Origin of the sequence: Streptosporangium amethystogenes, from assembly GCF_000721075.1 — a bacterium.
In the GTDB taxonomy this organism is placed as follows: Bacteria; Actinomycetota; Actinomycetes; order Streptosporangiales; family Streptosporangiaceae; genus Streptosporangium; species Streptosporangium amethystogenes.
Genome location: NZ_JOEQ01000004.1, coordinates 45,539 through 60,031 on the forward strand (window position 1 = coordinate 45,539; position 14,493 = coordinate 60,031).

Here is a 14,493-nt window from a genome sequence, read left to right on the forward strand (position 1 = left end):
GGGCTCAGGCGCCGGAGACGATGCGGGCGTGCAGCCGCGCGGCGGTCGCCGGGTCCCAGCCGAACGCCTCCCGCCCGGCCAGCCACGCCGCCGCGCCCGCGCCGTCGCCCGCCAGGACCGTCGCGGCCCCGAGCCTCTCCCGTACCGCGGGGCCGACGGGTCCCTCGCCGGTCAGCACGCTCCCGGCCAGCACGATCGGGCTCGTCTCGTCCGCCGGGCGGACCTCGGCCACCGTCTCGCAGAGCAGCCGGGCGGCGGTGGAGGCGATCTCCAGCGCGACCGGGTCGCCCTCGGCCGCCGCCCGGCTGACGAGCGGGGCGAGCCTGGCCAGCTCCAGCGTGGGCCGCGACTGGGCGCGGACCACCAGCTTGATCGCCAGTTCCCGCAGTTCCTCCGCCGCCGTCCGGCCGGCCTCGCCGTCCTGTCCGGCCGTTCTCCTCGCTCGCGGGAGCGGCTCGCCCTCCAGCAGGGCGTCGACGACGAGGCGGGTCAACGTCCCGCCCGCCTCCCCCCTGCTGAGGGCGTGGGCGGCGGCGCGGGCCGCCTGCCTGCCCAGCCAGAAGCCGGAGCCCTGGTCGCCCAGGAGCCAGCCGAGCCCGTCGGCGATCATCACGGGCTCGCCGTCCTCGATCCTGGCGGCGATCGCCCCGGTCCCGGCGATGAGCACGGTGCCGCGCGGCTCCGCCGTACCGGCGGCGAAGGCGATGCCCAGGTCGCCGGTGAGCCGGGGCCGGACCCGCAGGCCGGCCGAGGCCCACATGGGGTCGAACACCAGGCGGTCCAGCGCCCCGGCGCCCGCCATTCCGATGACCGCCCCCGCCACCGGGGCCGGGTCGATCCTGTGCAGGGCCTGCCGCAGGGCCAGGCCGATGTTGGCGACGGCGACGGCGTTGCCGTGGGCCGCGGGGTTGCCGCCCCCGGCCACGCCGTAGCCGGCCCGCCGGCCGTCGGCGTCGATCACCAGGGCCCGTGAGGACGTACCGCCGACGTCCAGTCCGAGGACGTACATCGTGTTCAGAGGTGCTCTCCGAAGAACGCGGCGACCGTCTCGACCGCCCGGGTGAGGTGTGGCTCGGTGTCGTAGAGGTCGATATGGAGCCGGGTGTCCAGCCAGACGAGCCTCTTGGGGTCGTCCATCCGCCGGTAGGCCTCCTCGGCGCCCTCGGGCGAGCAGAGGCGATCGACCACGCCGTGCACGATGAGGCCCGGCTTGGGGGACAGGAAGTCGGCGCCCATCATGTTGTCCAGGGTGATCAGCTCCCGGACCGAGGCCCGGGTCACCGTGTTGCTCCAGTGCGCCGAGGCGCCTCGGGAGGTGCCGTAGTAGGCGAACGGCTCGTCGCCCGGCATGGCCGCCTCGCCCTCCTCGGCCACCGCGGGCAGGTACTCCACCTCACCGCCCCTGTCCTGCCGCTCCAGCACCTCCGTGCAGGAGGCCAGCGCCCGCTGGTATCCGTCGGGCGACATCCCCGCGCGCATGCCGTAGGGGTTGCTGTACGCCCCCGCGACGCCCGCGAACGCCTTCACCCGGGGGTCGAACGCGGTGAACCTGAGCGCGTAGCCCGCGCCGAGGCAGATCCCGACCGCGCCGATCCTGCCGCCGTCCACCTCGGGCCGCGAGCGCAGCAGCGAGACCGCGGCCCGCAGGTCCTCCAACTTGCCCTGCGCGTCCTCGTGGTTACGCGGCTCGCCACCGGACTCGCCCCAGTTGCGGTGGTCGAACGCCAGCGTCACATATCCCGCTCGGGCCAGCCGGGACGCGTACCGGCCGGTGACCTGGTCCCGGGTTCCGGTGAACGGGCCGGTGAGGACCAGGGCGGGGTGCGGGCCCGGTGCCACCGGAACCCGCAGGTCGCCGGCGAGGGTGACCCCGCCGGCGGTGAACTTCACCTTTTCCGACATGGTGCAAGTCTGTACGGCCCGCGTGCCGGAAGCCAACGACTGCCCCCGGCCGAGGCCGGGGGCAGTCCCTAGGAGTCGAACCCGAGGCCCATCCGGTCCAGGGTGCGCAACCAGAGGTTGCGGCGGCCCTGGTGCAGATCGGCCTGGGCGATCGACCAGCGGGTCATCTGGATCCCGACCGAGCGGACCGGCTCGGGCGGGAACGGGACGGGCTTCTCCTTGACCATTCGCAGCTCGGTCCGCTCGGTCCGCGTCCCGGCGAGCAGGTCGAGCATGACGTTCGCGCCGAACCGGGTCGCGCCGACACCCATACCGGTGTATCCGGCGGCGTAGGCCAGGCGCCCGCCGTGCGACCGGCCGTAGAAGGCGCTGAACCGGCTGCAGGTGTCGATGACCCCGCCCCACCTGTGGGTGAAGCGCAGCCCGGACAGCTGGGGGAAGGTGGTGGAGAAGTGTTCGGCCAGCTTGACGAAGGTCTCGTCACGCTGCTCGTACTCGGGCTTGATCATGCCGCCGTTGTAGTAGACCGCGTCGTAGCCGCCCCAGAGGATCCGGTTGTCCTCGGTCAGCCGGTAGTAGTGGAACTGGTTGGCCGCGTCCCCGATCCCCTGCCGGTTCTGCCAGCCCACCGAGGCCAGCTGGTCGGCGGAGAGCGGCTCGGTCATCAGCGCGTAGTCGTAGACCGGCACGAGGAGGTGCCTCAGCCGCCGCAGCAGCGGCTGGAACACCCCGGTGCCGAGCGCGACGTTGCGCGCCCTGACCAGGCCGTGCGGGGTGCGCAGGTCCAGGCTCGCCGGGGTGTCCTTCATGGTGCGTACCGGCGTGCGCTCGTAGATGCGCACGCCCACCGAGAGGCAGGCCTCCCGGAGCCCCCAGGCCAGCCGGGCGGGGTCGAGCATGGCGCAGCCGTCGCGCTCCCAGTGGCCGCCGATGTAGGTGGGCGAGTTCACCTCCGCCCGGACCTCTTCCGCGTCGAGGACGTCGAAGCGGGCGCCCAGCTCGCGGGCGATGTCGAGGCTCTGGTTCATCTCCTCCAGCTGCCACGGCTCGGTGGCCACGTGCAGCTCGCCGGTGCGCTCGTAACCGCAGTCGATGCCGTACCTGGCGATGGCCTCGCCGAGCTCGTCGAGGTTGTCGACGCCGAGGCGTTCGAGCGTGGAGATCTCCTCGGGCCAGCGCTCCAGCCCGTTGGCGAGACCGTGGGTGAGGGTGGCCATCGCGAAGCCGCCGTTGCGGCCGGACGCCGCCCAGCCGACCCTTCGTCCCTCAAGCAGGACGACGTCGAGCGACGGGTCGCGTTCCTTGGCCATCAGGGCGGTCCAGAGCCCTGAGAATCCTCCGCCGACCACTGCCAGGTCGGCGCTCGTCTCACCGAAGAGCCGCTTCAGCGGCTCGGGTTTCGCCGCACTGTCGAGCCAGTACGGCTTGCGCTCCGCATCAGCAAGAGCCTTCAGCGGATCCACAAATCTCACTTCCCTACGTGAGTCAGGTTTTCTCTGTGTGTATCGCGTGGTCGTGAAGATCACGCGCGGGTTCCCCCCGCCTGAATCCGATCTCGCCTCCCTGTTCCGTGCCGTGGACTGTCTGGGGTCTGGGTACACCGAAGCCCCGCGCCACCCGGTGAGGGCACGGGGCTTGACGGCGGCTAGGTGCGGCGGCGCCCGTTGACCGTGTTGACCACGGCGATGACGACGCCAATCGCGAATATAAGCGTCCCGAGGATGTTGACCTGAGGCGGCACCCCGATACGGGTGGCACCCCAGATCCACAGTGGGAACGTCTGGGTGGCACCACTGGTGAACTGGGTGATCACGAAGTCGTCGATGGAGAGCGCAAAGGCCAGCAGCGCGCCGGAGACGACACCGGGCAGGATCATCGGGAAGGTGATCCGCCAGAACGTCGTCCAGGTGGACGCGCCCAGGTCGCGCGCCGCCTCCTCGATCGACCGGTCGAGCCCGATCACCCGGGCGCGCACGGTGATCGCCACGAAGGAGAGCGAGAAGAGCACGTGCGCGATGACCACCGTCGCGAAGCCGGTCTGCACGCCAGCGCTGATGAACAGCGAGAGCAGCGAGGCGCCCATGACGAGTTCGGGCGAGGCGATCGCGGCGAACATCACCAGGTTGGTCGCGCCCTGCCCGCGGAAGCGGTAGCGGCCCAGGGCCAGGCCCATGAGCGTGCCGATCACCGTCGTGATCACCGTGGCGAGCACGGCGATCTTGAGCGAGTTGAGCACCGCCGCGACCAGTTCGGGATACTCGTCCAGGCGGCCCCACCACTTGAGGGTGAAGCCCTGCCAGGTCACGTTCGACTTGCTCTGGGTGTCGTTGAAGCCGAAAACGATCATGACGGCGATCGGCAGGAACAGCCAGGCGATGATCAGCCAGACGTAGACCCGGAGCAGCCGGTCACCCAGCCGCCTGGTATTCAGCGGGGACCTCCGCCCGGCGGGCGGGCCGGCGTCCACTCCGTTCACGACATCGGATTCGCTGATGCTCACGGTCGCTCACCGTTCCTGGTCCTGCGGAGGGTGTCAGGGCTCATCGGGCCGCCGCCTCCAGGACGTTCTCGGTGCCGAGCGCCTTGGCGTAGGCGAAGATGCCGATCAGCATCGCCGCCATCAGCGTGAACGACAGCGCGGCGGCGGTCGGGTAGTCGTTGTTGACCAGGTACTCGGTCTGGATGATGTTGCCGATCATCGTGTTCTCCGGGCCGCCGAGGATGCCGGCGTTGACGTAGTCCGCGGTCATCGGGACGAACGTCATCAGCACCCCGGCGAACACGCCGGGCAGCGAGAGCGGCAGCACGATCTTGGTGAACGCCTCGCGCCTGGCCGCGTACAGGTCCTGGGCGGCCTCGACCACCTTGGGGTCCACCCGCTCCAGTGCGACGTAGATCGGCAGGATCATGAACGGCAGGTAGTTGTAGACCAGGCCGCCGATCACCGCGAACGTCGTCTGCAGCACGTGGAAGTCCTCGGGCAGCAGCCCTGCCGACTTGAGCGGCGCCAGCAGCATGCCGTCGTCGGCGAGCAGGAACCGCCAGGACACCGTGCGCAGCACGAACGAGACGAAGAACGGCAGCAGCACCAGCAGCAGGTAGGTGGACTTGCGGTTGCCGCCCTTGAACGCGATCCAGTAGGCCATCGGGTAGGCCAGCGCGATGGAGACGACGGTCGCGACCAGACCGTACCCGGCCGAGCGCAGGAACTGGGTCTTGTACTGCATCAGGGCGTCGCCGTACACCGAGAAGTTGAACGTCTGGGCGAACCCGTTGACCACGTCGCCCTCCTGGGTGGAGACCGAGGCCATGAAGACCATCGGCACCACCAGGAAGATCGCCAGCCAGAGTCCGCCGGGCAGGATGAGCAGGTAGGGGGCGAGGCGCTTCACCGGCCGCTTGCCCCTTCCCGTCTGGTTCGCTCTCTCATCGGCCTAACCCTGCGTGATCGGCTGGAAGATGTCCTCGAAGACCTTCTCCTCCCCCGGGTCCAGCTTCTTGTACGACCGCAGTTTGGCCATGTCCGTCTCCGAAGGGAAGATCATCGGGCTCTCGGCGATCTGCTCCAGCGCCGCCTTCTTCTTGCCCGTGGCCTTGGCGGCGTCGGCGAGGACCAGGTCCTTGGCGGAGGAGACCGGCGTGATGTAGTTGATGTACTCGACCAGCATCGTGGCGATCTTCGGCTGGTAGACGTAGTCCATGAAGATCAGCGCGTCGAGGGGGTTCTGCGAGGTCTTCGGGATGCACAGGTTGTCCGTCCAGATCGTGCCGCCCTCCTCGGGCACCACGAACCTCAGGTCCTTGCCCTCGGCGACCTGCTGGAAGATGTCACCCGACCAGGCCATGGTGATCCAGATGTCTCCCCTGACGAGGGCGTCGACGTAGTCGTTCTCGTAGTACTTGCGCACCAGACCCGCGTCGCGCTGCTGCTTGAGCTTCTCCCCCGCCTTCCTCCAGTCGGCCTCGGTCGACTTGTCGGGGTCGATGCCCAGGGCGAACATGCCGAAGTTCGCGACCTCCTGGGTGTCGAGCATCATGCCGACCTTGCCCTTGTACTTGGGGTTCCAGAGGTCGGCGATGCTCTTGACCTCGTCCACGTACTTGGGGTTGTAGGCGATGCCGGTCAGGCCGCCCGCCCACGGGATCGTGTGGGCGTTGTTCGGGTCCCAGGTGGGGTTCTTGACCGCGGAGTTGGCGTTGGCGGCGAAGTTCGGCAGCTTGGAGTGGTCCAGCGGAACGAGGTAGCCCAGCGCGATGGCCTTGGACAGCTGCAGGCCGTTGGTCAGGACCATCAGGTCGTAGCCGATGTCGTTGTTGGCGGCGAGCAGCGGCTGGATCTTGCCGAAGAACGTGGGGATGTCCTGGACGGCCTCCGTGTAGGTCACCTTGATGCCGGTGTCGGTCTCGAACATCTCCAGGGACGGGTACCGCTTGCCGTCCTTGTCGATGTAGAGCGGCCAGTTGGCGAAGCGCAGCCTGCCGTTCTTCTTCTTGGAGCCCCAGTACTCGGCGACGGCGTCCTGCGGGGGGGCCTCCACCTTCTTGCCCTGCACACCGCACGCGGCGAGGGCCAGACCGGCGGCCGACATTCCCCCCAGGCGAAGGGCGTCACGGCGGGTGACGGAGCGGCTCTGCGTCATGCCACGCAGGAAGGCGGGGTTCGTGCGGGAGTACATAGCGGACTCAACTTCCGATCGCGTACGAGTGCTGCGGCCGCCACGACAGCCAAACGGCGTCGCCACGCTCCGCCGTACTCGTGCTGTCGAGTGCGTTCTGCTGGAAGACGGTCACCTCTGCCCCCTGGGCCAGGCTGACCGTGTAGGAGTTGTAGAGCCCCAGGTAGACCACCTCGGAGACGATGCCTCGTACGATGCTGAGGTCTCCGGTGGGCTCCTCGGTGGAAATACCGATCTTCTCCGGGCGCACCGTGATCGCGATCGGTTCCCCGGCGCTGAACGATCCGCCTTCGGCGAGCACCTGGTCCTCATCGCCCAGCCTAAGCACCGCGAAACCGGACCGGAGACAGTCGACGGTGCCGCTGAGCAGGTTGGACGTGCCGATGAAGCCGGCCACGAAGGCGGTTGCCGGCCGCTCGTAGATCTCTCTCGGGGTGCCCAGCTGCTCGACCATGCCGTCGTTCATGACCGCGATGCGGTCACTCATGGTGAGCGCCTCGCTCTGGTCGTGGGTGACGTACACGAAGGTGATGCCGACCTCGCGCTGGATGCGTTTGAGCTCGATCTGCATGGCCTGGCGGAGCTTGAGGTCGAGGGCGCCGAGCGGCTCGTCCAGCAGGAGCGCGCGGGGGTTGTTGACCAGGGCCCGCGCCAGGGCGACCCGCTGCTGCTGGCCCCCGGACATCTCACGGGGGCGGCGCTTCTCGCGCCCGGTGAGGTCGACGATCTCCAGGATCTCGCCGACACGGCGCTTGATCTCGGCCTCGGCCACCTTCTTGCGCCGCAGGCCGAAGGCGACGTTCTCCCAGACGTTCATGTGCGGGAAGAGGGCGTACGACTGGAAGACCATGTTGACGTCGCGCCTGTTGGGGGGGACGTTGGTGACATCCTGGCCGTGCAGCCGCACGTTGCCCCGCGACGGATCCTCAAACCCGGCGATCATGCGCATGGTGGTGGTCTTGCCGCAGCCCGAGGGGCCGAGGAGGGAGAAGAACTCCCCCTCGGCGATCGTCAGGGTGACACCCTTGACCGCCTGGACGACCTCGCCGTGGGAGACGTACTCCTTGACGACCTCATCGAGTTCGATCGCGGGCGTTTGGGGCGAGCGAGAGGCGGCGTCGGCCGCCTCCGTGCCCACCTGGATTTCGGTCATGCCAGGCTTATCCCTCTGCTCGCGGCTATTCGCCGATGTAGTGCATGACGTGCTTGACGCGAAGGTAGTCGTGCAGGCCGAAAACGGACAAATCCTTGCCGTAACCGGAGTGCTTGAAGCCTCCGTGTGGCATTTCTGAGACGAATGGGATGTGAGTGTTGACCCAGACGACACCAAAATCGAGACGGTTCGACACCCGCATCGCCCGGCCGTGGTCGGAGGTCCACACCGAGCCCGACAGGCCGTACCTGACATCGTTGGCCTTGGCCACCGCGTCCGCCTCGTCGGAGAAGGTCTGGACCGTGATGACCGGCCCGAACACCTCGTTCTGCACCATCTCGTCGTCCTGCCTCAGGCCGTCGACGAGCGTGGGGGCGAAGAAGTAGCCCCGCTCGCCGACCCGGTTCCCGCCGGTCAGGACCTTGGCGTGGCCGGGGACCCGGTCGAGGATGCCGGTGACGCGAGCCAGCTGCTCGGCGTTGTTGAGCGGGCCGTACAGGGCCTCCGTGTCGGAGAGGTCGCCCGTCACGGTGCTCGCCACCGCCTCGGTGAGCGCGGCGACGAACTCGTCGTGGGCGTCCTCGTGGACCAGCACGCGGCAGGCCGCGGTGCAGTCCTGACCGGCGTTGTACAGGCCCGCGGTGGCGATGGACTCCGCGGCGGCCTTGAGGTCCTTGACATCGTCGAACACGATGACGGGCGCCTTGCCGCCCAGCTCCAGGTGGACCCGCTTGAGGTCCTCGGCGGCGCTCTTGGCCACGGCCATGCCGGCGCCGACGGAACCGGTGATCGCGACCATCGACGCGGTCGGGTGGCCGACGACCAGCGCGCCGGTCTCCCGGTCGCCGACGACGACGTTGAAGACGCCCTTCGGCAGGACCTCGCCGAGGATCTCGGCCAGCTTGACCGTGGAGACAGGGGTGGTGTCGGAGGGCTTGAGCACCACGGTGTTACCCGCGGCAAGCGCCGGGGCGATCTTCCAGACCGCCATCATCATCGGGTAGTTCCACGGCGTCACCTGGCCCACCACGCCGATCGGCTCGTGCCTGATGACCGAGGTGTGCTCGGCCAGGAACTCACCGGAGGTCGGCCCCTCCAGCGTGCGGGCGGCGCCGGCGAAGAAGCGGAAGTGGTCGGCGGCGACCGGGGTCTCGTCCTCGGCCATCCGGGCGCGCGGCTTGCCGGTGTTGAGGCACTCGGCCTCGTTCAGCTCCTCGGCCCGCGCCTCGATCGCGTCGGCCACCTTCAGGAGCAGGTTGGCGCGCTCGCCCGGAGTGGCCTGACTCCACGACTCGAACGCGGCGGCAGCGGCGGCGTAGGCGGCGTCGACATCCTCCTGTCCGGAGATGGGAGCACTAAGGTAGGTCTCTCCGGTGCAGGGGTCGATGACGTCGGAGAACCGGCTGCTCCGGGCCTCCACGAGCTCACCGTTGACGTAGTTTCTCAGGCGGGGGAGCTCACTGGTCTCAACCGGGGTGGTCACCGTCGGCCTCCTATGGATCGGGGCTGAGTTGTCGCGACTCTTACAGAGCAAGAACCGTACGACAAGGGATTTCGTTGTTAAGATACCAAATTGCTACGAAATCGCTTGACAGACGGCCCGAAACTGACAGCATGTCGCACCGGAGCCGCAACATTCCGGAAACAGCCTTGCACTATGACGCCAGGGAGCGCGGATGACGACGCCGCCCAAGGTACGCCGCGACAACGACGCCAGGTCAGGCCCCGTAGTCCTCGACGAGATCTCCAAGCAGATCATCGAACAGTTGCAGGCGGACGGGCGCAAGCCCTATGCCGCCATCGGCAAGGCCGTGGGGTTGTCCGAGGCGGCGGTACGCCAGCGGGTCCAGCGCCTGATCGACGCGGGGGTCATGCAGATCGTCGCGGTGACCGATCCGTTGACCCTGGGCTTCTCCCGTCAGGCCATGATCGGCATCAAGTGCGAGGGCGACCTGGAGATCGTGGCCAACGAGCTGTCGGCCATAAAGGAGATCGACTACGTGGTGCTGACCGCCGGATCGCTCGACATCATGGTCGAGGTCGTCTGCGAGAGCGATCAGCACCTCCTGGAGATCCTCGGCAAGATCCGGGCCATCCCCACGGTCCGCGCCACCGAGACCTTCGTCTATCTCAAGCTTCACAAGCAGACCTACTCCTGGGGCACCCGCTGACACCTCAACGGCCGAGGCGGGCCTCAAGGACGCCCGCCAGGTCGGCGAGGAACTCGTCGACCTCGCCGACCGCGTAGCCCGGCCGCAACAGCACCGTGGCGAACCGCGCTCCGCGCACCTCATCGGGGGTGAGGGGCTGGTCGGTGGTGCCGCGCAGAGTGGCCACGATCCGGTCGAGGAAGGTGTCGACCTGGTCCTCGTTGTAGCCCATGCCGAGCCGTCCGGGCCTGAAGGCGGCCCGCTCGACCCGGACGGCGTACTCCTCGATCTCGTCGGCGCCGAGCGGTTCCGGCAAACCGCCGGCCACCGGCTCCCACTCGCCGGTTCCAGGATGCCGGGCGACGGCCGCCGGTTCCCGCTCGGCGGCTTCAGGACGCCGGGCGACCGCGGCCGCCCCCAGATTCCGGAGCGGCGGTTCGGCGTGCTGTGCCCGTTCCTGTTCCTGTTCCTGGGGCACGGTCGGCCAGGGCACGGGCGGCCGGCGCGCGGGAACGATCGGACGTCCGTCCGCCCCGGTGGGCCGGGTCTCGATCGCCACGATGAAGGCCTCCAGCGCGAAGTCGACGGCGATCTCGTGGTAGCCGCCGAGCTTCGTGCGGAAACGGGCGTCGCGGATCTCGTCCGCGGTGATCGGCTCCCCCTCCGGGGCGCCCCTGCCGAGGGTGCCCTCGATCCGGCGGACCAGCAGATCCACCTGATCGGGGTCATATCCCGTACGCACCCCGAGAACCCGTGGAAAGCGGTTCAACCCCGCATCCTTTCGCCTCTCGCCTATTGGCCTTTCAGCCGATGGCCTCCATTCTGAGGGGAATTACCGGGTAAAAGCGAGTAATCGGAACAGTGTCGCGAACGGGGTTGAGGGCCGTGGCGGGCGCCGAAACCGTGCGGGAGCGAGGCGTTCCGGTGCGCAGTCGACGTGACGCCGGGGATTCACCCGATATCCGTCATGCCAAGCCACCTGGTGAATGATCCCGATATGGTGGCCGGTTATGCGGCTCTCCCAGGTGTCCTTCCGATACTCCCGCCGAGGCCCCTGGATTCTGAAGGACGTCGAACTCTCGCTCCACCCGGGTTCCGTCACCGAGGTCACCGGCCACAACGGCGCCGGAAAGTCGACGCTACTGCGGCTGCTCGCGGGATTCCTCCCCCCTTCCCACGGCTCGATCTCCGACCGGCCCGGCACCGTGGGCTACGCCCCCGACGTGTTCCCCACCGACCAGCCGTTCACCGTCGCCGCCTACCTGGCCCACATGTCCAGGATCAGGGGCGGCTCCCCCGCCTCCGCCGTGGAACTGGCCGGACGCCTGAACGCCTCCCACCTCCTGGAGCAACCGCTGGGCGACCTGTCCAAGGGCAGCGCGCAGAAGATCGGGCTCATCCAGGCGCTGCTGGCCCCGCCGGACCTGCTGATCCTGGACGAGCCCTTCGCCGGCCTGGACGAGCAGACCCGCGCCGAACTCCCCCTGATCATCGACGAGATCTCCTCGGCCGGCGGCATGGTCGTGGTCAGCGACCACCAGAACCAGCTCCGGGCCTTCCCCGGCGCCATCCACTGGCTCGTCGCGGACGCCGCGGTCACCCCGCACACGCCCGACCCTCAGGCACGCCCGGCCGACGCCCGGCTCGACCACCCATGGGATGCCGACCGCCTGCCGCCTCAGGTGTCCAAGCCGTCGGCACGCCAGGTGGTCATCCAGGTGATCGTGGACGCCGGCGAGGCCGACGCGGTGGAACAGAAGCTCCGCGCCGACGGCTATCTCACCAGGCGGTCATCATGATCCATCTCGCGCGTTTCAAGCTCTCCGCCTACGCCCGGTCGCACCGGCTGTTCCAGCCGATGATCGGGCTCCTGATGATGCTGGCCATCTTCTACTCCACGCTGACCCCGCCCGGCAAGGAGCTGTCCGCCTACGCCGACTCGGCCGGGCTGCTGATCCTCATCTTCGCCTGGGCCGCTCGCGGGCTGCTCGACACCGAGCCCCCGACCCAGCGGCTGATCTCCATGACGGCGGCCGGACGGCCGGGCCGTGAGATCGGGGCCGGACTGCTCGCCGCGCTGACGGTCAACCTCGGCATGGCGACGATCGCGGTCGGGCTCCCGCTGATCCACGGCTTCGCCGCCATGCCCGCACCCGCCGACCTGGCAGGCGGCATCGCACTGCACGTGCTCGGCGTGAGCGCCGGGACCGCGCTGGGCGCGCTGACCAGTCGGCCGATCCTGGCCTCCCCCGCGGTCTCGATGCTCGTCCTGTTCGGCGGCTATCTCGCCCTGCTGCTGATCAGCCTGACCCCCGTGGGCCGTCTCTCGGTGCCGATCATGCCCTGGATGCGCGCCGCCAACGACGGTTTGCTCGACGAGGTGCTGCTCCCCATCTCCGCCGCCACCCTCTTCTGGACCGCCGCGGGCCTCACCCTGTACACACGCCTCCGCCGCCTGAATCCCTGAGGGACCCAGCTCACGAAGCGCCGACCTCCCAGAGAGCACTCACCGGCATGGCACGCATCCGCTCGCCGAACGGGAGCGTCTGCGTTCCGGTGTAGAGAACGATCCCCACCGCGAAATCGTCGCCAAGCCGGTTCGCGAGATGGCGCAATCCCTTGAAGTCATCCGGCCGCACGGTCGAGGAGGCCTTCACCTCTATACCGACCACGATCCCCTGCCGGTTCTCCAGGACGGCGTCCACCTCCATCTTGTCCTTGGTGCGGTAGTGGAACAGTTCCACCCGCTCGTTGGACCAGGTGAGCTGGCGAGCCAGTTCCATAAGGACGAAGCCCTCCAGGAGGGGACCGAACGCGCCCTCGGGACGGACCAGGCTCCGTGAGTCGGCTCCCAGAAGGTTGGCCGCGATCCCCGAATCGACGAAGGCCATCTTGGGTGTCCCGATCGCACGACTGCCGAGGTTGCGCGACCAGGCAGGGATCCGCTTGATCAGAAAGACCTCTTCCAACAACCCCAGGTAACGATGGACCGTGTTCGCGGACAGCCCGATCCCGCTGCTCAGGGAACCGGGGACCAGCAACTGGCCCGACCTGGCGGCCAGCAGCCGGATCAGAGCCCGCATCTCCGCTGTTCGCTCGATCTCCGCCAACCGGCTCACGTCCCGCGCGATGAGATCCGAGACGTACGAGTCGAGGAACCGCTCCCGTCTACGGGCGTTGGATCGTGACACCGCCTCGGGAAATCCACCTCGGACAACCCGCTCCGCGTACTCGGCGCGGCTGGTCTCCGACGTGTGGTGCAGGTCATCGCGCTCGGCGAAGAGCGCGTCCACGAACCCATCGGCCGTGCCGTCGATCTCGCCCTGCGAGAAAGGCCACAGCTCGATGGTCTCCATCCGGCCGGGCAGCGCGTCGGGAAGCGCCCGAAGCCCGAGCACCCGGGCCGATCCGGTCAGCAGGTAACGGCCCGGCCTCGGGTCGGCGTCCACCTGCTCCTTGATGGCGAGCAACAGCTCGGGGACCCGCTGGATCTCGTCGATGACCATCAGCTCGGGGAACGCGACGAAACCGGCGGGGTCGGTGATGGCGGCCTGGCGGGCGGCGGGGGTGTCAAGGTTGCGCCACTCTCCCGCACGCCCCTTGGCGAGAAGCCGGACCAGAGTGCTCTTACCGCACTGGCGCGCCCCAGTGACGAGGGTGACGCGGGTGTCGGCCAACGCCTCTTCAACGGCTCTTTCCGCATGCCGTGGAAGAACTCTGCCGAGAGGAGTCTGCGAGCCGCTGACCATTGGATAAGCATGGCACAACCGGGGCTGCCTGACAGGATGGCCGCTGGGTTGCTGACAGATTGGTCGCCAGGGTGCTGACAGGATGGTCGCTGGCCAGGTGGCAGGATGGTCGCTGTTTTCCTGGCGGCCGGACGGCTCAGGCGTGCAGGGGATCCGTACGGATAGGCGGGGCCGGTCGGCGCCACGGTGCCCGGATCGCCCCGGCCATCGCCGCACCCTGACGGCTCTCCGCTCCCGAAGCTGACCCCGGCCCCGAAGTGACCGGGTGAGTGATCACGATTGCGGTTCGTGGTCGTCACGGGTGGGTGAACGGGGCTGGCCGGTCGACTGTCTCCCCGCGCTGGTGAGGGGTTGGCTGAAAGCACAGGCTCCCGCCATCTGGGGGAAGACCGGCTGGCAGGGCCGGGAGACCGGACAAAGATACGTTTGCCAGGTCGCGGCAGCCGGGATGTCCCAGCCCGACCGGGTAGGGCTCCGACCGGCGGCCGGGCCCTCAACAGCGCGATCAGCGGGGTCTCGGCCATACAAGGGGTAACGATCATGAAGCATGGGTGCGTGCGAGGGCTGCAATCGAGGTGTCCTGGCCCTGGAAGCCGAGCGCCGGCCAGTGCGGGCGGCCGGCCGGCCGCGGTAGCGTCCTTCGGCTTCGGCCGCGGCGATCCCTTCGGCTCAATTCCTACCTTGGGGCTGATGGCAGATTCGGGAGCGGAGGGCCCTGACGAGCCGTACTCTGACGAGCTTCCCCGGGCGGGCCGTGCCGGGCCGGTGGACGATGCGGCGGGAGGACGGGGCGGCCGGGGAGCGCCGCCCGGCCCAGAGGAGCCGGGCGGCGGTCGGCGCCTTGGCGGCGCAGCCGTACGGTA

13 protein-coding genes are annotated in these 14,493 nt (G+C 68.8%); 3 read left to right on the plus strand and 10 right to left on the minus strand.

Annotated features, from left to right (window positions below; translation table 11 throughout):
• Positions 1 to 4: 4 nt before the first annotated feature.
• The 8 genes from IG98_RS0104935 to IG98_RS0104970 all read right to left on the minus strand — a co-directional run bounded on the left by IG98_RS0104935 (position 5) and on the right by IG98_RS0104970 (position 9,214).
• Positions 5 to 1,009 (minus strand): N-acetylglucosamine kinase, encoded by a 1,005-nt coding sequence (locus IG98_RS0104935; protein ID WP_030906111.1) that lies wholly within the window; start codon positions 1,007 to 1,009, stop codon positions 5 to 7.
• Positions 1,010 to 1,014: 5 nt separating this feature from the next.
• Positions 1,015 to 1,902, minus strand: coding sequence for an alpha/beta hydrolase (locus IG98_RS0104940; RefSeq protein ID WP_030906114.1), 888 nt, complete (start codon positions 1,900 to 1,902; stop codon positions 1,015 to 1,017).
• A 68-nt stretch (positions 1,903 to 1,970) separates the two neighbouring features.
• Positions 1,971 to 3,365, minus strand: a complete 1,395-nt coding sequence (locus IG98_RS0104945) for an NAD(P)/FAD-dependent oxidoreductase (RefSeq protein ID WP_030906117.1) — start codon at positions 3,363 to 3,365, stop codon at positions 1,971 to 1,973.
• Positions 3,366 to 3,547: 182 nt separating this feature from the next.
• On the minus strand, positions 3,548 to 4,318 hold the full coding sequence (locus IG98_RS0104950) for an ABC transporter permease (RefSeq protein ID WP_030906120.1): 771 nt from the start codon (positions 4,316 to 4,318) through the stop codon (positions 3,548 to 3,550).
• A gap of 124 nt (positions 4,319 to 4,442) precedes the next feature.
• Positions 4,443 to 5,294 (minus strand): ABC transporter permease, encoded by an 852-nt coding sequence (locus IG98_RS0104955; protein ID WP_030906124.1) that lies wholly within the window; start codon positions 5,292 to 5,294, stop codon positions 4,443 to 4,445.
• 42 nt (positions 5,295 to 5,336) lie between these two features.
• Positions 5,337 to 6,578, minus strand: a complete 1,242-nt coding sequence (locus IG98_RS0104960) for a polyamine ABC transporter substrate-binding protein (protein WP_030906127.1) — start codon at positions 6,576 to 6,578, stop codon at positions 5,337 to 5,339.
• 7 nt (positions 6,579 to 6,585) lie between these two features.
• A complete protein-coding gene (locus tag IG98_RS0104965; protein WP_030906130.1) occupies positions 6,586 to 7,731 on the minus strand; it encodes an ABC transporter ATP-binding protein in 1,146 nt (381 codons plus the stop codon).
• A gap of 25 nt (positions 7,732 to 7,756) precedes the next feature.
• Positions 7,757 to 9,214 carry a gamma-aminobutyraldehyde dehydrogenase gene (locus tag IG98_RS0104970; RefSeq protein WP_030906134.1) on the minus strand — a complete coding sequence of 486 codons (1,458 nt, stop codon included), beginning with the start codon at positions 9,212 to 9,214 and terminating at the stop codon, positions 7,757 to 7,759.
• Positions 9,215 to 9,407: 193 nt separating this feature from the next.
• On the opposite strand from IG98_RS0104970, the gene IG98_RS0104975 reads away from it, so the two are divergent.
• Positions 9,408 to 9,902, plus strand: a complete 495-nt coding sequence (locus tag IG98_RS0104975; RefSeq protein WP_030906137.1) for an Lrp/AsnC family transcriptional regulator — start codon at positions 9,408 to 9,410, stop codon at positions 9,900 to 9,902.
• A 4-nt stretch (positions 9,903 to 9,906) separates the two neighbouring features.
• Here the strand turns inward: IG98_RS0104975 and IG98_RS0104980 are convergent, their stop codons facing one another.
• On the minus strand, positions 9,907 to 10,650 hold the full coding sequence (locus tag IG98_RS0104980; protein WP_084195139.1) for a DivIVA domain-containing protein: 744 nt from the start codon (positions 10,648 to 10,650) through the stop codon (positions 9,907 to 9,909).
• A gap of 241 nt (positions 10,651 to 10,891) precedes the next feature.
• Between IG98_RS0104980 and IG98_RS0104985 the strand changes: the two genes are divergently transcribed.
• Both IG98_RS0104985 and IG98_RS0104990 read left to right on the plus strand, forming a co-directional pair.
• Positions 10,892 to 11,680 carry an ABC transporter ATP-binding protein gene (locus tag IG98_RS0104985; RefSeq protein ID WP_030906143.1) on the plus strand — a complete coding sequence of 263 codons (789 nt, stop codon included), beginning with the start codon at positions 10,892 to 10,894 and terminating at the stop codon, positions 11,678 to 11,680.
• The gene (locus IG98_RS0104990; RefSeq protein WP_030906148.1) at positions 11,677 to 12,348 is read left to right on the plus strand and encodes a hypothetical protein; all 672 of its coding nucleotides are present in this window, start codon (positions 11,677 to 11,679) and stop codon (positions 12,346 to 12,348) included. Before IG98_RS0104985 ends, IG98_RS0104990 begins: the two co-directional genes overlap by 4 nt.
• A gap of 10 nt (positions 12,349 to 12,358) precedes the next feature.
• On the opposite strand, the gene IG98_RS0104995 is transcribed toward IG98_RS0104990, so the two are convergent.
• Positions 12,359 to 13,558 carry an ATP-binding protein gene (locus tag IG98_RS0104995; protein WP_245651400.1) on the minus strand — a complete coding sequence of 400 codons (1,200 nt, stop codon included), beginning with the start codon at positions 13,556 to 13,558 and terminating at the stop codon, positions 12,359 to 12,361.
• Positions 13,559 to 14,493 lie beyond the last annotated feature (935 nt).

Coding starts and splice junctions, on each gene's coding strand:
- IG98_RS0104935 (WP_030906111.1), bottom strand. CDS start 1,009: ATGTACGTCCTCGGACTGGACGTCGGCGGTACGTCCTCACGGGCCCTG.
- IG98_RS0104940 (WP_030906114.1), bottom strand. CDS start 1,902: ATGTCGGAAAAGGTGAAGTTCACCGCCGGCGGGGTCACCCTCGCCGGC.
- IG98_RS0104960 (WP_030906127.1), bottom strand. CDS start 6,578: ATGTACTCCCGCACGAACCCCGCCTTCCTGCGTGGCATGACGCAGAGC.
- IG98_RS0104965 (WP_030906130.1), bottom strand. CDS start 7,731: ATGACCGAAATCCAGGTGGGCACGGAGGCGGCCGACGCCGCCTCTCGC.
- IG98_RS0104975 (WP_030906137.1), top strand. CDS start 9,408: ATGACGACGCCGCCCAAGGTACGCCGCGACAACGACGCCAGGTCAGGC.
- IG98_RS0104985 (WP_030906143.1), top strand. CDS start 10,892: ATGCGGCTCTCCCAGGTGTCCTTCCGATACTCCCGCCGAGGCCCCTGG.
- IG98_RS0104990 (WP_030906148.1), top strand. CDS start 11,677: ATGATCCATCTCGCGCGTTTCAAGCTCTCCGCCTACGCCCGGTCGCAC.